We start from the raw sequence: 22,272 nt of genomic DNA, 5'->3' as shown, positions 1-22,272 counted from the left end.
TATCTCCCTATTCGTTTACTAATTCGACATGGGCCCCAAGTTTTTGAAGCTTCTCTGGTAAATCTTCATAACCACGTTGTAAGTGGTAGACGCGATCAATCTTCGTTTCACCATAAGCACAAAGAGCAGCAAGAACAAGAGCAGCTGATGCTCTTAGATCGGTACACATCACAGGAGCTGCCGTTAGAGGACGTCCACCTTCAATAAAGACCGAACTTCCCAATTGCTCAATACTTGCACCAAGACGTGTTAACTCAGGTACGTGCATGAAACGGTTTTCAAAAATATTTTCAGTCACAAGAGAGTTCCCTTCAACAACAGTTAGAAGAGCAACCATCTGTGCTTGTACATCTGTTGGGAAACCTGGAAATGGCTCAGTTATAACTTTTGATCCTTTAAGAGATGAAGGATATGTCTTAACGTAGTTGTCACCAATTTCTAGCTTAGCTCCCATCCCCTGAAGGTTTTCAAGAACATTAAAAAGGTGTTTTGGATTAAAGTTTTTTACAGTCATCTCAGACTTAGTCATTAATCCACCAATAATATAAGTTGCCGCTTCAATACGGTCACCTATTGCTTGATAAGTTCCGCCGTTTAATTCCTTCACTCCATCAATAACAAGGCGAGACGTTCCAATCCCAGAGACTTTTGCACCTAGAGAGTTTAGGAAATTTGCCAGATCATCAATCTCTGGCTCCATTGCTGCGTTTTCAATAATAGTTTGTCCGTCAGCAAAAACACCGGCCATCATAAGATTCTCAGTGGCACCTACTGATGGGAATTTTAACTTAACAAGTGCACCTGTTAGATGATCAGTTTCAGCAAAGACAAAACCATTTTTCATTTCGATCTTCACATTCATCTTCTCAAGATTGTCTAAGTGAATATCAATAGGACGTGTCCCAATAGCACAACCACCTGGAAGAGAAACCTTTGCCTTTCCAAGGCGTGAAAGAAGAGGACCTAGAACAAAGATAGAAGCACGCATTGTTTTTACGAGCTCATAAGTGGCCTCATGTGAGCTTAGTGAAGAAGCATCAAAAGTAACATTCTTACCATCTCTATTACATTCAACTCCCATCATCTCAAGAAGCTTAAGCATTGTATTAATGTCACGAAGCTTTGGAAGATTTGTGAGAGTCACTTTCTTATCCGTTAAAAGAATTGCCGCTAAAATTGGTAGGTATGCATTCTTAGCAGGAGATATCTCAACCTCTCCAGACAGTCTCGCTGGGCCTTTAACTATGATTTTATCCATTCTTTCTTCCTTTTAAAAAACGATAGCGATCAGTATAGTCCTTGATTAACTCAAGTTCGCCAAAGTTATATTCCCCTAAGATATCTTTTAATCTTTCCAGATGCAATTCACTACCTTCCATAATGAACAGCCCGCCATTTTTAAGCTTTTTCTGTGCCTGATCAAAGAAAGTTTTAAACCAATTATCGTAATCCTGATCTTTTAAGTAAAGGGCCAAGTGAGGTTCAAATGAATGAACTTGTCCATGTACTTCACTTAAGTCAGCATTTTCTTTGATATAAGGAGGGTTCGTAATAATGATATCCAGATCTCCTGGAATATTTTCCATACGATCTGATTGTTGAAATTTTAATTTTACTGTTTTTGGATAACGGTAGCGATGAAAGAATTTATTTGCACGAGCAACATCCAAAGCCTTCTCACTAATATCACTTGCAATGATCTCGGCATCAATTTCACCAATCTCCCCTGCAAGACTTAGCGCGATGGCACCACTTCCGGTACCAATATCCGCAATCTTTATATGATCTAATCTATTCTTTCTAATGTATTCGGCCGTCCACTCCACCATGATCTCAGTTTCACTGCGTGGAATGAGAACATTTTCATTTATGTAGAATGAGGAGCGATAGAAGAATGATCGATTGCTAATATATTCGAGGGGGATTCCCTGCTTAACTTTTTTTAGAAATTCTTCAATGACACCCTTATTTTCAGAAATGTAGATGTCATCAAATTGTGAATCGAGAATACGACAAAAGTTTTTCAGCTCTAGCTTTAATCTTCCTAAGCTTATTCCAGGGTAGTTCGCCTCTAAGAATTGCTTATTCTCATTATAGAAAGAGCTGATGTAGTCGCCGAGAGTGGTGAAGCTCACACAACTCTCCTTTATTCCTCTTGGCCTTTAAGAAGTTCTGCTTGATTATGAGCAATAAGTGCATCAATAACAGGAGCAAGATCTCCTTCAATAATCTTATCAAGAGAATAAAGTGTTAGACCAATACGGTGATCTGTTAGACGCCCTTGTGGAAAGTTATAAGTTCTAATTCTCTCAGAACGATCTCCCGTTCCAATTAGTCCCTTTCTTTCCGCAGCTTCTTCAGCATTCTTCTCTTGAAGCATCTTATCGAAGATACGAGCGGCAAGAATCTTCTTTGCCTTCTCTTTATTCTTAAGTTGTGACTTTTGATCTTGGTTATAAACCGCAATTCCCGTCGGAATGTGAGTCATACGAACCGCTGAATCTGTTGTGTTAACGTGCTGTCCACCTGAACCAGATGCACGCATAACTTCAACACGAACATCATTCATATCAAGTTCCCACTCAAGATCATCTGTTTCAGGCATTACTGCAACTGTGATAGTTGATGTGTGAACGCGACCTTGTGATTCAGTCTTTGGAACACGTTGAACTCTGTGAACCCCTGATTCATATTTCATTTTTGAGTAAACTTTCTCTCCTGAGATTGAGAAGATAACTTCTTTAATCCCTTCGTCATTTTCAGAAAGTGATTCGATTTCAACTTTCCATCCAAGTGCACGAGCATAGTTTTGGTACATTCTTAAAACGTCAGCTGAGAAAATCGAGGCCTCGTCCCCTCCGGCACCGGCACGAATCTCAACCATACAGTTTTTATTATCTAAAGGATCTTTTGGAAGTAGAAGAAGTTTTAACTCCTCCTCTAAATCTGGAATCAATGGCTCGTTCTCATCGAGAACTTCTTTTGCCATCTCTTTCATATCAGGATCACTTTCCTTAAGCATCTCTTTTGCTTCGGCAATATCCTCTTTTATTTGCTTATATTTCTTATAAGCAACAACAACGTCCTCTAAGTTTGATCTCTCTTCAGAGATTTGCTTAAATTCAGTTTGTCTTTCATATAATGTAGGGTCTGCCATTTTTTCAGTTAGTACTTCGAAACGTTGTACTACTGAATCAAGCTTATCAAACATACTCATTTAAAATCCTTTTTACTTCAATTAACTATTCATAGACTCCATGAATTCGTTATTTGTCTTAGTCTTCGTCAGTCTCTGAAGCATGAACTCCATTGCATCAATTGTACTCATTGGGTGAAGTACTTTTCTTAGAACATATGTTCTTTGAAGATCTAGTGGCTCCATAAGAAGGTCTTCCTTACGAGTCGATGATCTATTGATATCAAGAGCTGGGAAGATACGCTTTTCAAGTAGCTTTCTATCAAGTTGAATTTCAGAGTTACCAGTACCTTTGAATTCCTCAAAGATAACTTCATCCATTCTTGAACCTGTATCAACAAGTGCAGTAGCGATGATTGTAAGTGATCCACCGTTTTCAATATTTCTAGCAGCACCGAAGAATCTCTTTGGTCTGTGTAGGGCATTTGAGTCAACCCCACCAGAAAGAATCTTTCCAGATGGTGGAACAACAGTATTATATGCACGGGCAAGACGAGTAATTGAATCGAGTAGAATAACAACGTCTTTTCCAGCTTCTGTTAGACGCTTTGATTTCTCAAGAACCATCTCTGCAACTTGTACGTGACGATTTGCTGGTTCATCAAATGTACTTGATACAACCTCAGCATCAACGTTTCTCTTCATATCTGTTACTTCTTCTGGTCTTTCATCAATTAGAAGAACGATTAGTACGGCTTCCGGATGATTTTCAGTAATTGCATTGGCAACATCTTGAAGTAAGTGAGTCTTACCTGCTTTTGGTGGAGCAACGATTAGACAACGTTGTCCAAAACCTTGAGGAACAAACATATCAATCATACGAGTTGAATAATTTGTTGGATTATATTCAAGGTTAATTTTCTTTTCAGGATAAAGAGGCGTTAAGTTATCGAAAAGAACTGTCTTCTTGTGAGCTTTTGGATCTTGATCGTTAATCGTACTTACTTTAAGAAGTGCAAAGTATCTTTCATTATCTTTTGGTGGACGAATTTGTCCCTCAACAGAGTCACCTTTTTTAAGAGAGAATTTTCTAATCTGGCTTGGAGATACGTAAATATCATCGGCACCTGGTAGGTAGTTATATCCAGGAGACCTTAAGAATCCGAATCCGTCTGGAAGAATTTCTAAAACACCGTTTCCGAAAATCTCTTGTTTATCTTTTGCGTGGGCCTTAAGAATAGCAAAGATTAGCTCATGCTTCTTCATACCTGCCGAGTTTTCAATTTTAGCTTTTTCGGCAAGCTTGTTTAAGTCCTCAATTTTCTTTTCTCTCAATTCACTTAAATGCATAAAAAGTTTTACTCCTGAAAATATATGAATTTGAATATCTGAATATTAGTTAGAATTGCCTCTAGTAAGTCGGCCCATTTAGACATGGACGATGTAGATTAATTTCATTGGTAATGATTTTAGTAGATAAATTCATCATAAACTGTCACCCCTTGCTAGTCAAGCTAACATTGGCGTTGACTTTAAGCAGCAAAAAGCGCATAAATACCTAATATGAATGAATTTTCAAGCTATCCAAAATTTAATGAACTAAAAGGCCTCAATATTCTTTCCATCGATTATGGAGAAAAAGTTATTGGCCTTGGCTTCTTTTGTCCCGGACGAGAGCCATTTCCAATTGGAGCAGGTCGTATCATTAACAAGGGTTTGGCCCACTTTTATAAAGAGCTTGAAGCTATCATTGAAGACCTAGTGGTTGAAGTTATTGTCATGGGAATTCCCTACTACGTCGATGGTAACGAAAGTGACAAGACAAAAGAGCACAAGGCATTATTTAACGCATTAGTTGAGAAATTTCCTACGATAAAATTCTATCAGCAAGACGAAACTCTCACGACTAAGTCCGCCAAAGAGCGCATGGAAAATTCTCCAGAGTTCAATTTTCAATACGATCCAACAAAAATTGATGAGCTAAGTGCTGTTATCATTCTTGAAGATTTTATCCGTAGTTAAAATTCAAAGAAGATAATTTCACAAAGTCCAAAAATGAGATATCCTATTGTTATGACAAAGAAACATTTATTTATATTTTTGGTGCTGGCACCAGCGTTCGCAATTACACTTTTAGTGGCACACACTTATTACAATATTTATCATTGGGGATATTCTGGCCCACAGACAGAATTTCAAATAAATAGCGGTGATACATTTGGTACAATCAATTACCGTTTGGCCCAAGATAAATTGATCTATTCTCCTCGCCTATTTCACCGTTACGTGAAATTTGAAGGGCATCTAACAGACTTTAAAGCAGGTCGCTACGTCATCCCAGAAGGGATTACAATGAGTGAACTTCTAAAACTTTTAATAAGTGGTAAAAGCTTAACTGTAAAAGTCACGATTCCTGAAGGATATAACCTTTTTCAGATTGCCAAAGTTTTAGCAGATGAAAAAATCGTTGATGAAAAGGCTTTTATTAAGGCCGCAAAAGATAAGAAATTAACACAAGCATTTGGGATTCCTGCAAATCGTATGGAAGGTTATCTATATCCTGATACTTATCAATTTCATGAGAAGATGGAGCCAAAGGCAATTATTGAAAGTATGTATAGTAACTTTAAAGATAAGATTAAAGACTTAGACTTTTCAAAAGTTAATTTAACGAAGCATCAAATTGTAACTCTTGCATCGATGGTAGAAAAAGAAACTGGTGCTAAGTTTGAGAGACCTACAATTTCTGGTGTTTTCCACAATCGTCTAAAAAAGAGAATGCGTCTTCAATCAGATCCAACAACAATTTATGGAATCTGGGAAAGCTATAACGGAAATATTAGAAAGAAACACTTAAGACAGAAAACTCCTTATAATACTTATAAAATCTCAGGCCTTCCTGTTGGCCCAATTGCTAATCCAGGTTATGCGGCCTTAAAAGCGGCACTTAATCCAAAGACTCATCGCTATCTATACTTTGTTTCTAAAAATGATGGAACTCACGTTTTTTCTGAGACGTATAAGCAACATCGAGAGGCCGTAAACTTCTGGCAAAAGAATCGCGCAAATAGAAAAGGGCGAAGCTGGCGTGATTTAAATAAGAAACAATAGTAAGGAAGTATAGATGAAGTTATGGTCATCATTTGATCAAGATTATATTTTAAAGAGGCTTACTTCCCTTTACGAAGAAGGTGTTACAATCAACTTCTGGCAAAGCAATGACGATGTCAGAGAAGATTATCAAGCAAAGTTCACTGGTGTAACAAGTGAGAAGTGCTCAATTAAGCTTACTGCTGAAACAGCTCCTCTCTACACTCGTATTGCGCCTTTATCACCAATCTTCTTCCACTATCCAGCTGGTGACTTAATTTTTAAAAAAGATATTTTTAAATTAGAAAATGGTGGTATCTCATTTAAAACGCCAAGTGAAATACGTTGTCGCGATCGTCGAAGTGTCGAGCGCTTCAATTACAAGTACCCTGACTATAAGAATATCTCTTACACTCTTGAAGATAGTGAAGAGATTATTAATGATATTATTATCGATATCTCTCTTAGAGGACTGGCCTTTGTCATTGATGCTAAAAAGAAAGATAAGTACCAACTTGGGACAAAGATTTATATTCGATCAATCACAGACCAAGAACTTCCAACAAAGCATGAGGCCAAAGTCGCCTCTGTTAATCGCTACCATGTAAAGGGAGAAGGATTACAAAATCACCTCTTACGCATTGGACTTGAATTTACTCAAACACTTGAGTCTGTAACCTATGACTCTATTGGATCTCTAGTTAAGAAGAGACAAAATAAGCTTAAAGGATTTGATACCAAGTTTTTTAACGGATTAAATCCAGACGACTATGAAAAGCAACTTGCTGTTATTTACAGTAAAAATCCACAGCTTGCGGCCAATATCAATGAATCCGTTGAAGACATCGATCGTCTTCGCTATATGACAATTGATATGAAACGCGAGTTCTTCTTAGAATTTAGTTTAGATCTAATGGCATGTGCCCTTCGCATGTCTTCAAAAGAGCTTATTAACGAATTATTATCTGAAGTAACAGATGGTGTTCGTGAAGAATTCCTTGAAAAGTACGACCAACCAAAGCCGGCCTCGGCAATTAATAAGGCCCAAGATGAGCTTCGAAAATTCATTCGTGAAAAAGAAAAAGATGGCTCATTTGTCCTAAGTCCTAAGTCTTTTGTGAAATACGTCTAAATGTTGGCATAACTAGACTTCCCCAAGTACATAAAGAACTGAAATCACGTAACTTTTTAAAATAGACTAACTAAAGTTTATTATTAGTTAAGACGATGAATATTAGTATTAATTTGTGGGACATAGCTATGAAAAAGTATCTAAATTTTTTAATTTTGATCTTACTTTTGGCCTTCACTTCATGTGGAGCTAAAACTTCAAATGTAGCAGTAAAACTACAAGGCTCATTCTCACAAGTGGCAGGACTATTTGAAAATGGTGCTGTAATGATCGCAGTTGGTGGACCAAGCGACAAGCCACCTCTTCTCTATACTGTTCCACTTAATTCAGCATCTTTTGATCACACATTTGATAACGGTATTTGGAAAATTATGATTCTTGGTTGGGATGGTGCTCCTGTTGCAGGCGAGATGATGGAAGGTAACCTCTACTGTTCAGTTAATAAAAATGTTTCATTTCCTGATCAAGATAAATTAGAGTTCAGCCTTAGCCGTGTCGACGTCAACACGGATCTCGTTGTTGACTCAGGTCATCCTTGTGAAGAGTTTATTGATGGTCTTCAAACAGTTAAGTATGCCTCAATTTGTGAAACACAAAGTTGTAATGCTGGTGAATACTTAAATTATAATAATACAAGCCTATCATTAAAATTTGGAATTCCTTTCTATGAAGGACCAATCAACAAGCAATCTATTCTTTCACAAGCAAGATTCACGAATGAAATGAATACTTGCTACAGTTCTACTATTGGAAACTTACTAGACGGATCGAACTACGCAAAACTGGAAATTGATTCAACAACAGGGATCACATTACCTTTAAGGCTTACCGGTGGATTTTACTTACCGATACGTTTTGAAGGATATGAAGACCCTACAATGAATTGTACAGCAGGATTTAATAATTCAGTAACAACAATTAATAGTATCGGTGAACTCGATGCGACCGGAGCACAAACGAAGCATTGGAATGATGGAACTTCTTTTATTTATAGAATGCCACCAACACCATTTGAGCTAACGAATGCTCCGCTTTCAAACACAATGATTGAAAGGAATAATGTTCATTCTATTAATATCGATGGCCCTTACAGTAGTGGTAATGACACATACCAAGGCTTTGGATTAACTTATAATTGTCAGTATAAGAATGCTGGAGATGATGATTCGAACCTCATTCCATGTACAGATAGCTCTTATTTAGCAGGAGCAAGTTTAACATTTTCGGCCTCTAATGGAACTCTGTACTTCGATGGAACGGTTAACCTATATACCTTCAATCAAAATCTTGAGTTTGTCATTGATGCATCTTATACAGATGGGACAACATATACAACTCCAGAAGTTAGGTTCTCCACAACTTTCGATATTGCAAATCAAATAACTTCTGCTATTGATGTTTCAGGTGTCTCATTTTTAAATTCTGGAGCAAGCTCAAATAATCTATCTATATATAATAACTCTGATATCGATAGAACATTTTATATCAATAGTGGTGCGGGAATTGTAATCAGTAACGGTGCAGGCTGCCCTAATCAAAGTCTATGTAATGTAGAAGTGACTGGATCTAATATCATGGTTGATGGAGATTTTGAAATATACGATGTTTTTGGGTTTACTATGATTTATCCATACACATCCACTCCATAATAAATTATTCTACACAGATTATTGCCACTTTCAATCCCTAGCTCAAGCTAAGCAACTGAAATCATGTTCGATTTAGTTATTGAGAAAATAAACTTTAAGATAAAGAGAACCGATAAGGTTAATGGATAATATTGTTTTGGGGAACGTATGCACCGTAAATTCATTAAAGCTTTAGGATTAGTTTTTCTTTCGACTCTTCTTTTTACATCTTGTGGATCAAAGACATCGAATACAACTTTTAAATTTGTAAATGGTGCGTTCAATATCACGGCCTTAAGTGAAAACTTTAATGGTGGTGCACTAATTATTGGTAGAAACAAATTAGGTCCAGAGAAGTTTCAACTTGCAATCTCACCAGACAATACTCAAGAAATTACAACTGAGCTTCCTTTTGGGGATTATGAAATCATGGCCATTGGCTGGCATAATGGTGCTCTTACTCCCGGAGTTGCTGGACCAGGTATGGAAGGAACAACATATTGTGATTTGGTTCATACACAAATAGGATCTGATAGTACAGCTGTTACATTATCATTAAGTGGTACCAAGTGCGCTAACGAGCCTTTTTTAAGTTCAATATACTCTGACTCTCCTTCGAGTCGGTTAAATATTGAGTTTTGTCACGGTATTGTTCAACATCCTAATGAAGGAAGAAGAAAAGATTGTAAAGAGAGCGTCGGAGTAGCAAACTCTTATGAAATTGAATACCTATCATTAGATGCTGATGGATTACCGATTCCTGGACTGACACTAAAGTCAGCTTGTATTGACAATGCTTCCTACCAAGATGCTTTTTCAACTGCAAACAGAAAACCATTCATAAATTACCAAACATTGAAATTTAATAGCCCAACAAGAATTCGTTCATATGTAGGAACAGGTTGTACGGATATTGATAATAGTTATTCAGTGGTCTTTCCTAAATCATTAGCTCATTCTACGAGTAATTTTGCAACCTTCTATAAAGATGCTCCTCAAGATGTTGATTTTCCAGTAACAGGAAGTAACCTCTTAGTTGGTGCTGATTCTTGTGCCGTTCCAATTGCTTCAATTGGACCTAATGTAATAGGGACTTGGGATGCTTCAGGACAAAATGTTATATGTACAACAGCACAATTCAATACAATTCCAAACAATGATACAAGTACAATAGTGATTGGGCGAACGATTGATTTTCTTGGAGCCAATCCTACCCCATTTGATAGTGGTGTAACGTTTAAAGGTAAAATAATTGGTGACTATACTATCAAGATGAACAATCTTCCTCACTTTAAAGGGATGACTGCAAGTCTATTCTCAGGTTTTGGTGCTGCAGGTGTTGATGCATCAATTAGAGATGTAAACATAAATGTAAGTTCAATCATTAATGGACCAATTTTAGCAAAAGAGGCATTTGGAAATATAGGAATAGAGCAAATTAAAGTAGTTGGTGAAATGACAAATAATACCTCAAACGACTTAACCCTTGTAGCTTCTCTTACATATTCCTCTGGTTGTGGTGGCTTCTTTAATACTTATAATCCAGGAACAACAGGACAAAGACTTGAGTTTGAAAATTTAAAATTTGAAAACTTCAAATTAAATTGCGAAGGAATAACCCCAAATTACGATCTTTCAATTGGAGGACTAATTGGAAGTATCCATAGTGAAAATACAGCTGATACTGATCTAGTTGAAATAAGAATAGAAAGAATAAATGGAGACATAACCATTGCCAATAATTTAGAACCTGCTAATTCTTTGAGTGGGTTTATTGGCCTTGTATCAAAAGGTGTAAACTTCAAACTACATGGAAGTGATATTAACTTCAATTACACTGGAAATAACACAAAAAATATCGGTGGCTTTATAGGAAAAATAGCAAATGGAACAAATAACGAATATGGTTATTTTAGATTAAATGATTCTAGTGCAAATGTAAGTATTAACTCAACAAAGGCCATCGCTGCTCAAGAAGGGGTTGGCTCTCTTATAGGATGGGCCTATAATTCTGCTTCTCTAGAACTCCATAATGTTCACGCTGATGGTGCCATTATATCAAAACATAAAAATGCTGGAGGCCTCATTGGCTATGCAGGAAACTATGAATACGATAATGCTTCACAATACTTTGAATTAAGTATCAGGAACTCAATCAACTCAACGGATGTAACTGGAGGACAATTTGTTGGCGGAATAATAGGGGCCACTGACTCTAATTTTGCGACACCAAGTCAACGCCAAAGCCTTACGCTAGAAAGCAGTGTCAACAAAGGCTATATTAAGTCATTAGGAAAAGTTTCAGGAGTTAATTTAGTGGCCTCAGGAGGAAGTATAGGCTGTGTAGGATGTACTTCAAATGAAGTCGGAAAGATACGTATTCACAATTTTTTAAACTTAGGAACGTCAAAAACCTACTTAGAGTCAGCAAGTGAGAAAGCAGGAGCAAGTCCTTTTATTGGTATTGCATTCCACACTGAAGACCTAACTCCAGCAGAAGCAAGTTATGAGATAACTGATTCACAGTATATTTTTAAGTCATTTATTGACACAGATTCAACATCAGGAAGTGAGACATTTTTACAAGCTGATAGTGCAATTGAATATATCGATAATTCGATTACTCAGTCTGCAGATGCTTCAGTCTACCACTTTAACAATATTGTTTGTCCACATTGTAATGACTCCACTGTCCTTACAAATATCTTAACGACTTCACCCCTACAAACACTAGATAATTCCAATGCTGAAATAGACAATAGCTACATTACAGACTTTTCAACAAATGATTTCTTCAATGCCAGTGGTGATCTTATTTTAAAACAATTAATGGATAACTTCTATTCGGAAGGTATAGCAATTGGAACAAGAAGTAAGCCATTTAAGCTTTCTCAATCAAGTAACCTAGAATTACTTGCAAATAACCCAGTGGCACCAAACCTAAGTTGGAAAATGATTAGTGATATCAACATGAATTCTCAACATTTACAACTCTCACCTCTTGATCAAGAGTTTAGAGGATCATTTGATGGCAATGGATACACAATTAGTAACTTTACAAATAATTATGCTAGTTATTTTGCTTCAAACTTGGGAATCTTTTCTAAGGTGACTTCAGGTGAGATTAGAAACCTGAATATTAAACAAGGAAGTATGAACTTCGCTTGTGATGGATTCGGTTTTGCAGGTCTTTTAATTGGAACACTCGATGTTTCAAATATGAATAGTAATGGAGGAAATGATCGTCCAATGATTCATAATATATCAATAGATTCAAATACGATCACAAATGGTACTCAATGTGATACAGGTACGATGTTTATAGGTAACTACACGACGCTGTCTGAGTTCAATGCCTTCGAAAACATTAGTATTACAAATAATACAATAGACACTTCAAATGCACCTGTATCAGGTAATCTAATTGGTGTAATGTACAACAATTCAGCTGCAAGTTTAAACTTTAACTTCAAAAACCTTCAGTTAATTAATAACAGCTTTCAAACCCCGGGTTCCAACACATACGGCTTTATTGCAAGTAATGGAGGGGTGAATTCATTTAATTTAATTTATGAAAATGTGCTCTATATTGGGCCAACTGATGTGACACTAAATCCGTCAGCTATTCATAAGGAAGCTGGTGGCACATCATCATTTATCAAAAATAACTATCTATTTATCGAATCAGCTGGCTACACGAATACCGCAAGTATTAATAATGCGATTTTAAGTAATAGCGGAGCCTATAACCTAAGTGATATCTTTACATTTTCATATGACAAGTATTTCAATGTGAATCAGACGGCAGGAACCATTTCACTCAATAGAGCACTTATAGCAGAAGATATTAAGGATCGTTAAAATTATAATGACAAAATTAATTGGCAGAAATAGCGAGGACGCGTTCAGCGTCCTCTTTTTTTATCCGGCAGAACTTACCGATTTCATTAGCTTAAGGAAAATTTACTAAATAATTCCCACCGCATGACGATGTAAGCCTACAATAGACAGCCAAAGCTTTTGTCTCACTAGATTTTATCGGAAAAAGACAGAGGTTTTGAGGCAACTATTTAATATAAATTAAAAGCAACTATTGCCCATAATAAAAATTACTTTTGAGCTAAATAAAATCAAGGGTAAAATTAATAGGAAGGCAATTAGAAAATCTTTGCTTGTTTTACTTCGTTAAGGAGGAGGACTAAATGGAAGCTGAAAAATTGGAACATTTCAAAAAGAAACTACTAGCGGCTAAGGCGGAAATTCTTAACGGTGGTATTCTGACGAGTACAGAAGATTTAAAGATGTCAACGGATGACCTACCTGATGAGGGAGACGTTGCCAACGCAGTTATTAATCAACAGGTTACATTCAATATGAGAGCCCGTGCTATGCACAAGCTTCGTTTAATTGAAGAGGCCCTTCATCGCGTGGAAGACGGGACTTATGGTCACTGTGAAGACTGTGATGAGCCAATCGGTGCTAAAAGGCTTGAGAACCAGCCATGGGCCGAATTATGTATCACTCACGCTGAAGAAAGAGAGCGTGAAGAACAACACATGCGAAGAGTCGGTTAAGACTTTTTACATATTCCAAATGTTAGTAATAAAAGCCTGCATACGCAGGCTTTTGTTTTTCCTGTCTCCTACTCTTAGAAAGCAATACTTTCATCTACATGAAACTTCTCTTTCTTGATATAGACAAATTTAGAAATATCCTTCCTCAATATCTTTTTGATTTTCTGATTGGTTTTAATGATCTCATTCACTTTTGGACTAGTGGGAGATGAGACTGTGTTGTTAATTGGCGCGACAATCATAATGTAAGCAAATAAGAAAATGCTAATTGATAATGTCCATATTGTTTTCACTAAACTACCCTCCATGGTAACTTCTTCTACGTTCATAAATAAGCACATGAGATGCCAAATTTTGGTATAATAATTTCGGTGACTTACTATAGTAGAGCGATGAACACGGTGGCTTTTTGGCCTTCTTTTAGGACACCACTAAAACAAAAGTGTATAAGATTTTGACACCTATCTATAAACTATCCATACTGACTATAGGTGAACAACTTAAGTAGGTAGAATCACTATATTAGTGTTGGCATCAAGCCTGCATTATATATAGTGAGTTTGAGTTTAGACATAAGGAGCACTCTTGAAACTTAAATTAAACCTAAAATCATTCCTACTTATTTCAACATTAGTTGCATCTTCAACTTTTGCACAAGATTCTGGAAAGAAGCTAACTCTTGATCAGTTAAGAGCACGTGTTTTCAAAAAAGAATATCAAAGCACAACGACAAAAACTGATGTACTTCACTCACGTTTTTCAAGCTGGGGTGTAAAGAACTCTTTTGATAAAGGTTCTATTAATCTTCCAGGTGCACTGAAGAAGTTACAAGCAAAACAAGATGTTGTTGTTGCTGTTATCGATACAGGAATTGATCCAACTCACCCATTCCTTAAAGACAACTTATATGTACCAAAAGGACAAGCAGGTCTTTCAAACTTTGGATTAGACTTTTCTAAAGGTGCAAAGAATGTAAAGACTCCATATGATAAGAACCGTCACGGAACTCACGTTTCAGGTATTATCAAGTCTGTTTTTCCAAACGTTAAGATTCTTCCTCTTAAGTATTACAACAGAAATGCTTCTGGGAAAGACAACTTAAATTCAACGATCAAGGCCCTTCGTTATGCTGTAGATCTTGGTGTTGATATTATTAACTACTCAGGTGGTGGACCAGAGCCAGATTTAGAAGAATTAGAAATTCTTAAAAAGGCAGAAAGAAAAGGTATTATCGTAGTAGCTGCTGCTGGTAATGAGCAAGAGAATATTGATAACTCAAAGTCTGCTTACTACCCAGCAAGTTATAAGCTTTCAAATATTATTACTGTAACTGCACATAACCAATCAATGCAAATCCTTAACTCTTCTAACTGGGGTGTTGAGACTGTTGATGTATCGGCTCCAGGTTATAAGATCAACTCTGCTATTCCAACTCAGAGAAATGGTCTACTAACAGGAACATCTCAAGCGACTGCATTTGTTTCAGGTGTTGCAGCAATGCTTAAAGCTGGCTACCCAGGACTTACTGCTAAGCAAATTAAGAAGATCATCTCAATCACTGCTAAGAAAGAGATTACTTTTAATGGAAAGGTTAAGTCTTCAGGACGTCTAGATGCGACAGCTGCAATTGATTTAGCAACAAAGCTTAATGATAAAACAAACGGTCAGCTTGCAAAAACAAGAGCAAGTAGAAGAGATGTTGCAAACACTCCAAAAGTAATTATCAGAAAATAATTTTCAAATACTAGATGGCCCTAAAATAGGACGTAAGCGCAAGGGTCATACTTATCACAAATACCGCCACAAGCATTCCATAAAGCACATAAGAAACCTTAAAAACTCCCATCATTTTATGATTAAAGAAGTTCTCGTATTGTTCCTTAGTACTTTGGTCTTTAGACTCTCCTATTGCGGCCTTAATTCGCTCGTATAAAGAGAATTCTTCAATACCTCTTTGAGCGTATGGATGCCAAATCTCTTGCTCACTAACTCCAGAGTTCATCATCTCAATGACAATATCTGCGAGCTCTTGAAGATAAAGAGGGCGCAGCTCATCTGATTTTGATGCTTCACTGTAGAAATAGTCTAAGAGATTATTATAGCGACGACGTACTTTTACTAAAAACTTCTTGAACTTCACATCACCTTTAAAGATTTGTGGGTTCTCCATTTCTAGAGGACTAAGAGTTTGCCAGTACTTTTCACGAAAAGTGTAAAAGCTCTTCTCCCCTAAAGGTGAGCCAAGGGGATTAAAAGATAAATCATAATCACACATTTGGCAGCGATCATTTTTAATATTATCGCTATTGCACTTAGGGCAAGTTATAAGATGCACTTCCTGTGCAAGTACTTCGTCCTTGAAGAGATGTTGATGTTTTTGTACGTCGTTTAGAAATTCTGTATCCATAAGAATATTGTAATTTCATAAGGTTAGTATTGGCAAATGTTAAATCATATATAACAATAGAGTATGATTGGAATTCTTAAGCACAAATTTGCTCTGCCCGTACTGCATGTTCTTGCAGGAATTATTTATGCTTTAAACTTTCCCTTTATTGGTGAATTCACAATTTTTCCAACCATATTCATTAGTGCGGCCATCATCTTCTATGGCCTAGATAAAGAAAGACGCTTCAAATTCAATCTCCTCAATATCTTCTTATTTTGTTGGGGTTATAATTTAGCAGGCTACTATTGGTTAATGTTCACTTTAAATGAATTTGGTGGACTATTTTTCCCATTTAACTTTCTAGTATGGCAGCTCTTCTCTTTAGTGATTGCACCACAATTCTATCTCTTCTTAATCATCTTCTACTTTTTAAGAGATCGTATTAAGCTGGAAAGTTTAATCGGTGGCATCTTCTACTGCCTAGTATTTGTGATACTTGAGATATTTACACCACAGCAATTCCCTGCGCTCTTTGGGCATCCTTGGCTTAAGATTTCACCTTATTTAAAACCAGCAAAGTATTTAGGTCAGCCTTTTTATAGCTTTCTGACTCTTTATATCGGACATCTTATTTTTAGTTTTTCAAAAAAGAGGCGTCTTCCATCCTTTGCGGCCGTGGCCATCCTTGTTCTCTTATCGGCCAATTTTCTAATGGGGCCGATTAAAAATGAGCTTAACAATGAACTTAATATTCGTGTTGTTCAAGGAAATATAGGAAATGATCTAAAACTTAAGTCAGAGCAAGGAGTTCGTCTTGCCGCTTCAGAGGTAGTTAATATCTATAAGTCGATGAGTTTAAATGATGGCATTGATAAAATGGACTTAGTCATTTGGCCTGAGACTTCATATCCAAGATTTGTTTTTACAAAATTAAATAAGAAAGTGAATGCTGAACTAAGTGAGCTCTTTATAAATTCAAATTCAAAGTACTTTATTGGGACTTATGATCTCGCATCCACAAAGCCAGATGTTTTAGAAAATACATACAATGCTACAATCTTGGCATCAAAAGATGGCGATATTGAGCAAGCCTACCACAAACAGGTTCTTATTCCATTTGGTGAAGGTCTTCCATTTGGCCCATTAAATAAGTATGTGGCACCATACCTCACTAATGTTTCACTTTTTGCTAAAGGTAAATCTTTTACAAATTTTAAAGTGAAAGATAAGGGATTCATTTCTCTAATCTGCTATGAAGTACTCTTTCCTCGTTATGTCTCAAAGTATTTAAACGCAGTAAAAGAGCGCGGAGAAAAAGTCGACTTCATTGTTAATGTAACCAATGACTCATGGTACGGGCCTTACTCAGAACAGGAACAACACCTATTTCTTGCAAAGTGGCGTGCGGTGGAATTTGGACTTCCAATCATTCGCGCAACGAATACTGGAATCTCATCAGTAATTCTCCAGGACGGAAGTGAGTTAATTCGCACAAAGAATTTCGAACAAAGAAATATGGACTTTAAATTCTAAAAGCCTTCTTTTAAAAGATCGTGCATGCGGATGAAGCCTTCAAATTTACCATCAGTAATAACTGGTAGAACGTAAATTTTATTTTGCTCCATAAGTTTTAAAGCATCCATCGCAAGCTCATTAGAAGTGATATACTTTGGCTCTTTTGTCATGATTTCAGAAAGTGGTTTTTCAAGAGCATTCTCTTCTTTTGCAATAGATCGGCGAATATCACCTTCAACAAGTATTCCACTGAATTTATTATTATCCATTACTGCAAGAGCACCTAGAGGCTTATTAGTCATCTCTAGAACAGCATCTTTTAATAGCTTATCTGAAGTTAGAATAGGACTTTCTTTCAATGGCCACATGAGATCGCGAACTTTCATCGTTAATGACTTACCTAGTTTTCCACCAGGGTGATTAATTGCAAAGCCTTCCTTTGAAAGCCCTACAAATTTCTCATAGGCAACTGCAATAGCATCTCCCATAGCAAGAGCAACAGTTGAAGAAGTGGTTGGAGCAAGGTCATTTATACAAGCTTCCCTTTCAACAGAGCAATCAAATGCAATTCCACATTCCTTTGCAATTGCTTTTGATAAGTCTCCAACAAGAGCAATTCTATGGTCTTTGTGAATACGAAGAAAAGGCATAAGCTTCATGATCTCACTAGTTGTTCCCGACTTTGATAAGAAAATAATGGCATCATTCTCACTTGTTCTTCCAAGATCCCCGTGAAGGGCCTCAGTTGGGTGAAGGAAAATTGAACGCAGCCCCAGAGAGCTAAATGTTGAAGAAAGCTTTTCACCAATTAGGCCAGACTTCCCAACACCACAAAGAACCATTTGGCCCCCTTTAGCGTGAAGGAACTCAAAAACATTTGTTAACTTGTTGCACATTTGCTCATCTAATAAGCCGATAACTCGGTTTATTGAGTCTGCTTCAAGTTTCAATACTTCCTTCATTTGACTAAAATGGTCCATTATAACCTCATTGTGTACCAAATTTTCATTCTCGATCGAGTGTATGACTATGTTATTATAAATATATGAAAATGTTAAAATTAATCGTCATCTTTACCCTACTTTTTAGTTGTAGTTCATATGAACAATTTGAACAATTAGTTGAAGAATCAGAAATGCCAGCTAAGACCTATAAGGCCAATTTCAATCAGACTTGGCAGGCCGTCTTAGAAATTATGCAACAATATGATATTTCAGTAAAAAACCAAGAAGCTGGGACAATTAAGACACGTTGGATAAATAACACGAGTCAGGTTAATTTCTCGGATGCATTTGGATCAAAAGAGATGGTTAAGGCCGCTCAATTTAAACTCGTTATCAATGTCATTAAGGGATATCGAGGAAAGAGTGAGGTTTCTAAAGTCTCAATCTATCGTCGCCAAATGATTGAAAAAGACTTTCTTCAAGGTTGGAGGGTTGTAAGATCTGATGGAATCCTTGAAAAGACGATTCTCTACCGAATTGATCGTATCCTAAAAAGAGAGAAGATGATCAAAGGTATCGAAGAACAAAAGGCCCGCGAGGCGGAGAAAGAGTTATTCTAATGAATAACGCTTTCTTCCTCTAAGTTTTGATTTACAAGAACAATATCCTCTTCAACTTCAATCGTATCATCCATATAAGAATCTCTTCTTCTTAGAATCTTACGGCTAAAGAAAACCATAAAGTCTCTCTGCACTAGAAGCATACACGGTAAAACGACAAGAGTTAGAACCGTCGCAAAGAGTAGACCCCATCCCATACTCATGGCCAGACTCTTAGTGAAGCCAGCATCTCCACCAATTGCATAGGCCATTGGAAAAACACCACCTAGAGTTGTAATACTAGTTAGAATAATAGGTCTTAGACGGCTTGCTGCCCCATCAATAATTTCAGGGCGGTGAAAGCTAAACCAGTCCTTACGATTCTCATTTATCGTTACCACAAGAAGAAGACTATCGTTTACAACAACACCGGCCATACCGATAATTCCAATAATGGCCATTAAGCTAATATCTAATCCCTGTAGGTAGAATGCCCAGATAACACCAATTACACCAAATGGAATTGCAGTACAGATTAGGATCGGTTGCATAATACTTCTAAGAACAATTGCTAAAATGAAGAAGATACCAAGTAGTGCAAAAGCAAACTTTTTGGCCATGGATGCCTTATTCTTACGAGACTGCTCATCAGCATCCTGAGCGTTAAATGTTAAATCAGGATATTTCTTTGAAAGCTCATCTGTAACAAGCTTCACTTTGTTAATTAAGACTTCTTTTTTAATCACTTCTTTGTCAAAAGGAAGATCAACAACAACTCTTCTCATAAGATTTGAGTGCTTAATCACTGACTGCCTCTTCTCCTTCTTCCAAGATCCAAGCTGAGAAGCTCTAATGATATTTCCATTAGAAAGAACAACCGGTAGTTTTCCAAGGTCTTCAAAATTCAATTCATCACCGTCTTTTACATATGTGTAGAATTTAATCTTACGATTACCTACTGCATACTCATAGACCTCATTCTTATTAATGAATTGCACTAGTTGATTTGAAACCTGAGCTAGAGTTAGGCCCCTTGATTGGATTTCATTCTTCTTTGGTGTAAATATCCATGCATCTTTAAATAGAGAGTCGTCTAGATCGACTGACTTTATCCCCTCAATTTTTAGATCTTCAATTGTCTTCTTTGTATCAGTAGTTACTTTCTCCACGTTAAATGGAGTTTGTGAACGAATTGTTACCTCAACTAGGTTTTCACGACTTTCATCATTTCCACCCTTAGCTATCTTCACTTCTAATCGGCTAAAGACACCTGTCTTTTGAAGCTTATCAAGCTTATCTTTTAAATAGGCTTCGACATCCTTCTTATTAGCTTCCACATTATCATCTAGCTGAGAAAAAGATAAACGGTAGCTAAAGTATTGCGGGCCAACTTGTTTTTTACCATTTGTATAATTCTGACCTACTGTAATTTGATAATTCTTATATTTATCCTTATCAATACCTTCCATGATCTTCTCGACTGGAGCTAGTTGCTTATAAGTATCCTTAAGCCCCTTCGTCTCTTTTAACTCTCCAATAAACTCAACAGACTCTGAAGAGATACTTAGGTTGAAGTTAAAGTTGATATTCTTACTAGCAAAAATCATCGAAGCGATCATGATAACCACAAATGAAGCCAGAACGATATAGCGCCACTTTAAAGAGAACTCCAGTAGCTTCACATATCCTCTTTTAAAGCGTTGAAAAACGCTAGACTCATGATGAATATTGGCCTTTGAAACAAAGTGATGTAAGTGATTTGGAAGAATAAAGAAACTTTCAAATAAACTTAAAAGAAGTGCTGCAAACACAACGACAGGAATGGCCAGTAAGATATTTGACATCGAATCTTTTCCTACAAGGATAGGAGTAAATGCGATGAGTGTCGTTGCAACTGTTCCACAAATAGGCTTCCAAGTAGAAAGTACTGCTCCAATAGCAGCATCTCGTGAAGAGGCGCCCTTTTCTAAGTTTTGCATATATTGTTCAGCAATAATAATTGCATCATCAACAATAATTCCGATAACAAGAAGTAGACCAACAACAGAAATTAGATCAATTGAAATTCCAAAAGTATCAAGAACTGTAAAAGTGAAGAAATACGCCAAAGGCATTCCTAAAGAAGTCATTAGAGACGTTTTTAATCCTAGGAATAAAAAGAGAGTGATAACAACGAGGATAATTCCTAAAAATGCATTTGATTGAAGAGCATTAATTTGTCTCTCAATAAATGCAGGGCCATCCTCTACACTAATGACATGTAACCCTTCTGGAGCATTTTCATTAATTTGAGCAACTTCTTTTTCTAATACATTCTTAAGTGTAATAGAGTCTGCTTCAGTATCTTTGAAGATATTAAAGCTGCTTGAACGCTTTCCATTTGTATAATACTCTCTCGTCTTCTTTGGTAGTCTGTACTCAAGAGAAGCAATATCTTTTAGCCTAAGGGTGTGGCTAGAATTATTTGATCGAATAATAATATTATTTAGGGCCTCTAGATCATATTCATTATTTTCGATCTCTACAGAATATGTGTCACTTCCCTTAGTAATTGAACCAAGTGGATAAATTCTAAAAGTATCATTGATCTTTCTATAGATATCAGCAGGAGAAAGACGATAACGAGCAAGTTTTTCTTCATTTAATTGAATATATAAATTCTTTTCAGCGTTGTAATTATCAACTCTTGAGACTCCATTTACTCTTTCAAGCTGCTCCTTAATTTTAAGCATCCATTTTTGGTGAGTATCATTTTGTTCATCAAAGTTTTCAATTGCATAATAATTAAACCAAGATTCAGTCTGTTTAAGGTGGCGTACAACAATATCTTCCGTCTCACTTGGAAGATCTCCACGTATATTTTCGATTGCATCTTTGATTCTTGATTCTAACTCTGAGATATCTTCGTAATCATCTTTTACATTAACGTTTATTCTCATGTAGCCTTGTTGTGAATTCGACCAGATCTTATCGATTCCAGCACTACCTTTAATGGCACGCTCAATTGGATAAGTGAGAAACTTTTCAACTTGAGATGGCCCTGCTCCAACAAGAGTTGCAGTAATTTGAATCCTCTTGGATGCCCAATTAGAAATAAGATCTCTTTTCATATGACTTAATGAAATAATTCCAAATAGAATCATCATGACACTTAAAAGATTTACTAAGAAGCTATTATCAACGAAGTATGATACGAGTTTTTTCACAAGCTACTGCCTTATTTAATAAAATAATAAACAGTAGCTTCTAACATTAAGTATGTGAA

The 22,272-nt window shown here is 36.5% G+C and carries 17 protein-coding genes; 9 read left to right on the top strand and 8 right to left on the bottom strand.

Features of this window, described 5'->3' with window-relative positions:
• Positions 1–7 precede the first annotated feature (7 nt).
• The 4 genes from murA to rho are packed head-to-tail and all read right to left on the bottom strand — an operon-like array spanning position 8 to position 4,486.
• Positions 8–1,258 (bottom strand): UDP-N-acetylglucosamine 1-carboxyvinyltransferase, encoded by a 1,251-nt coding sequence (gene murA, locus VCM44_RS12055; RefSeq protein WP_115361513.1) that lies wholly within the window; start codon positions 1,256–1,258, stop codon positions 8–10.
• Positions 1,251–2,135 carry a N5-glutamine methyltransferase family protein gene (locus tag VCM44_RS12050; protein ID WP_334678912.1) on the bottom strand — a complete coding sequence of 295 codons (885 nt, stop codon included), beginning with the start codon at positions 2,133–2,135 and terminating at the stop codon, positions 1,251–1,253. The genes murA and VCM44_RS12050 overlap by 8 nt, the downstream gene beginning before the upstream one ends.
• A gap of 11 nt (positions 2,136–2,146) precedes the next feature.
• The gene (gene prfA / locus VCM44_RS12045) at positions 2,147–3,211 is read right to left on the bottom strand and encodes a peptide chain release factor 1 (RefSeq protein WP_115362293.1); all 1,065 of its coding nucleotides are present in this window, start codon (positions 3,209–3,211) and stop codon (positions 2,147–2,149) included.
• Positions 3,212–3,238: 27 nt separating this feature from the next.
• Positions 3,239–4,486 (bottom strand): transcription termination factor Rho, encoded by a 1,248-nt coding sequence (gene rho / locus VCM44_RS12040; RefSeq protein ID WP_115361517.1) that lies wholly within the window; start codon positions 4,484–4,486, stop codon positions 3,239–3,241.
• A 213-nt stretch (positions 4,487–4,699) separates the two neighbouring features.
• Between rho and ruvX the strand changes: the two genes are divergently transcribed.
• From ruvX to VCM44_RS12010, 6 genes are all read left to right on the top strand, one after another.
• Positions 4,700–5,158, top strand: a complete 459-nt coding sequence (ruvX, locus tag VCM44_RS12035) for a Holliday junction resolvase RuvX (RefSeq protein WP_115361519.1) — start codon at positions 4,700–4,702, stop codon at positions 5,156–5,158.
• A gap of 33 nt (positions 5,159–5,191) precedes the next feature.
• Positions 5,192–6,247: an endolytic transglycosylase MltG gene (gene mltG / locus VCM44_RS12030; protein WP_115361521.1), complete on the top strand. Its 1,056-nt coding sequence runs from the start codon at positions 5,192–5,194 to the stop codon at positions 6,245–6,247.
• Between the two features lie 13 nt (positions 6,248–6,260).
• Positions 6,261–7,358 carry a FliG C-terminal domain-containing protein gene (locus VCM44_RS12025; protein ID WP_115361524.1) on the top strand — a complete coding sequence of 366 codons (1,098 nt, stop codon included), beginning with the start codon at positions 6,261–6,263 and terminating at the stop codon, positions 7,356–7,358.
• 128 nt (positions 7,359–7,486) lie between these two features.
• On the top strand, positions 7,487–9,007 hold the full coding sequence (locus tag VCM44_RS12020; RefSeq protein ID WP_334678911.1) for a hypothetical protein: 1,521 nt from the start codon (positions 7,487–7,489) through the stop codon (positions 9,005–9,007).
• A gap of 147 nt (positions 9,008–9,154) precedes the next feature.
• Complete coding sequence (locus tag VCM44_RS12015; RefSeq protein ID WP_334678910.1) at positions 9,155–12,847, top strand: hypothetical protein; 3,693 nt, start codon at positions 9,155–9,157, stop codon at positions 12,845–12,847.
• Positions 12,848–13,188: 341 nt separating this feature from the next.
• The gene (locus tag VCM44_RS12010; protein WP_115361530.1) at positions 13,189–13,560 is read left to right on the top strand and encodes a TraR/DksA family transcriptional regulator; all 372 of its coding nucleotides are present in this window, start codon (positions 13,189–13,191) and stop codon (positions 13,558–13,560) included.
• Between the two features lie 74 nt (positions 13,561–13,634).
• Here the strand turns inward: VCM44_RS12010 and VCM44_RS12005 are convergent, their stop codons facing one another.
• A complete protein-coding gene (locus tag VCM44_RS12005) occupies positions 13,635–13,853 on the bottom strand; it encodes a hypothetical protein (RefSeq protein WP_133296928.1) in 219 nt (72 codons plus the stop codon).
• Between the two features lie 292 nt (positions 13,854–14,145).
• Here VCM44_RS12005 and VCM44_RS12000 point away from each other — a divergent pair, with 292 nt between their 5' ends.
• Positions 14,146–15,294: a S8 family serine peptidase gene (locus VCM44_RS12000; RefSeq protein WP_115361534.1), complete on the top strand. Its 1,149-nt coding sequence runs from the start codon at positions 14,146–14,148 to the stop codon at positions 15,292–15,294.
• Positions 15,295–15,304: 10 nt separating this feature from the next.
• Here the strand turns inward: VCM44_RS12000 and VCM44_RS11995 are convergent, their stop codons facing one another.
• A complete protein-coding gene (locus tag VCM44_RS11995) occupies positions 15,305–15,967 on the bottom strand; it encodes a hypothetical protein (RefSeq protein WP_334678909.1) in 663 nt (220 codons plus the stop codon).
• Between the two features lie 63 nt (positions 15,968–16,030).
• On the opposite strand from VCM44_RS11995, the gene lnt reads away from it, so the two are divergent.
• The gene (lnt, locus tag VCM44_RS11990) at positions 16,031–17,482 is read left to right on the top strand and encodes an apolipoprotein N-acyltransferase (RefSeq protein ID WP_334678908.1); all 1,452 of its coding nucleotides are present in this window, start codon (positions 16,031–16,033) and stop codon (positions 17,480–17,482) included.
• Here lnt and VCM44_RS11985 read toward each other — a convergent pair.
• A complete protein-coding gene (locus VCM44_RS11985; protein ID WP_334678907.1) occupies positions 17,479–18,444 on the bottom strand; it encodes a KpsF/GutQ family sugar-phosphate isomerase in 966 nt (321 codons plus the stop codon). The genes lnt and VCM44_RS11985 overlap by 4 nt on opposite strands.
• 65 nt (positions 18,445–18,509) lie before the next feature.
• Between VCM44_RS11985 and VCM44_RS11980 the strand changes: the two genes are divergently transcribed.
• Positions 18,510–19,028, top strand: a complete 519-nt coding sequence (locus tag VCM44_RS11980; RefSeq protein WP_133296929.1) for a hypothetical protein — start codon at positions 18,510–18,512, stop codon at positions 19,026–19,028.
• Here VCM44_RS11980 and VCM44_RS11975 read toward each other — a convergent pair.
• Complete coding sequence (locus VCM44_RS11975; protein WP_334678906.1) at positions 19,025–22,213, bottom strand: efflux RND transporter permease subunit; 3,189 nt, start codon at positions 22,211–22,213, stop codon at positions 19,025–19,027. The two genes, VCM44_RS11980 and VCM44_RS11975, sit on opposite strands and share 4 nt — an antisense overlap.
• Positions 22,214–22,272 lie beyond the last annotated feature (59 nt).

The sequence above is a fragment of the Halobacteriovorax sp. DPLXC-1 genome (genome assembly GCF_036903125.1).
Taxonomy (GTDB): domain Bacteria; phylum Bdellovibrionota; class Bacteriovoracia; order Bacteriovoracales; family Bacteriovoracaceae; genus Halobacteriovorax_A; species Halobacteriovorax_A vibrionivorans.
This window is presented reverse-complemented; position numbering and strand designations above follow the sequence as displayed.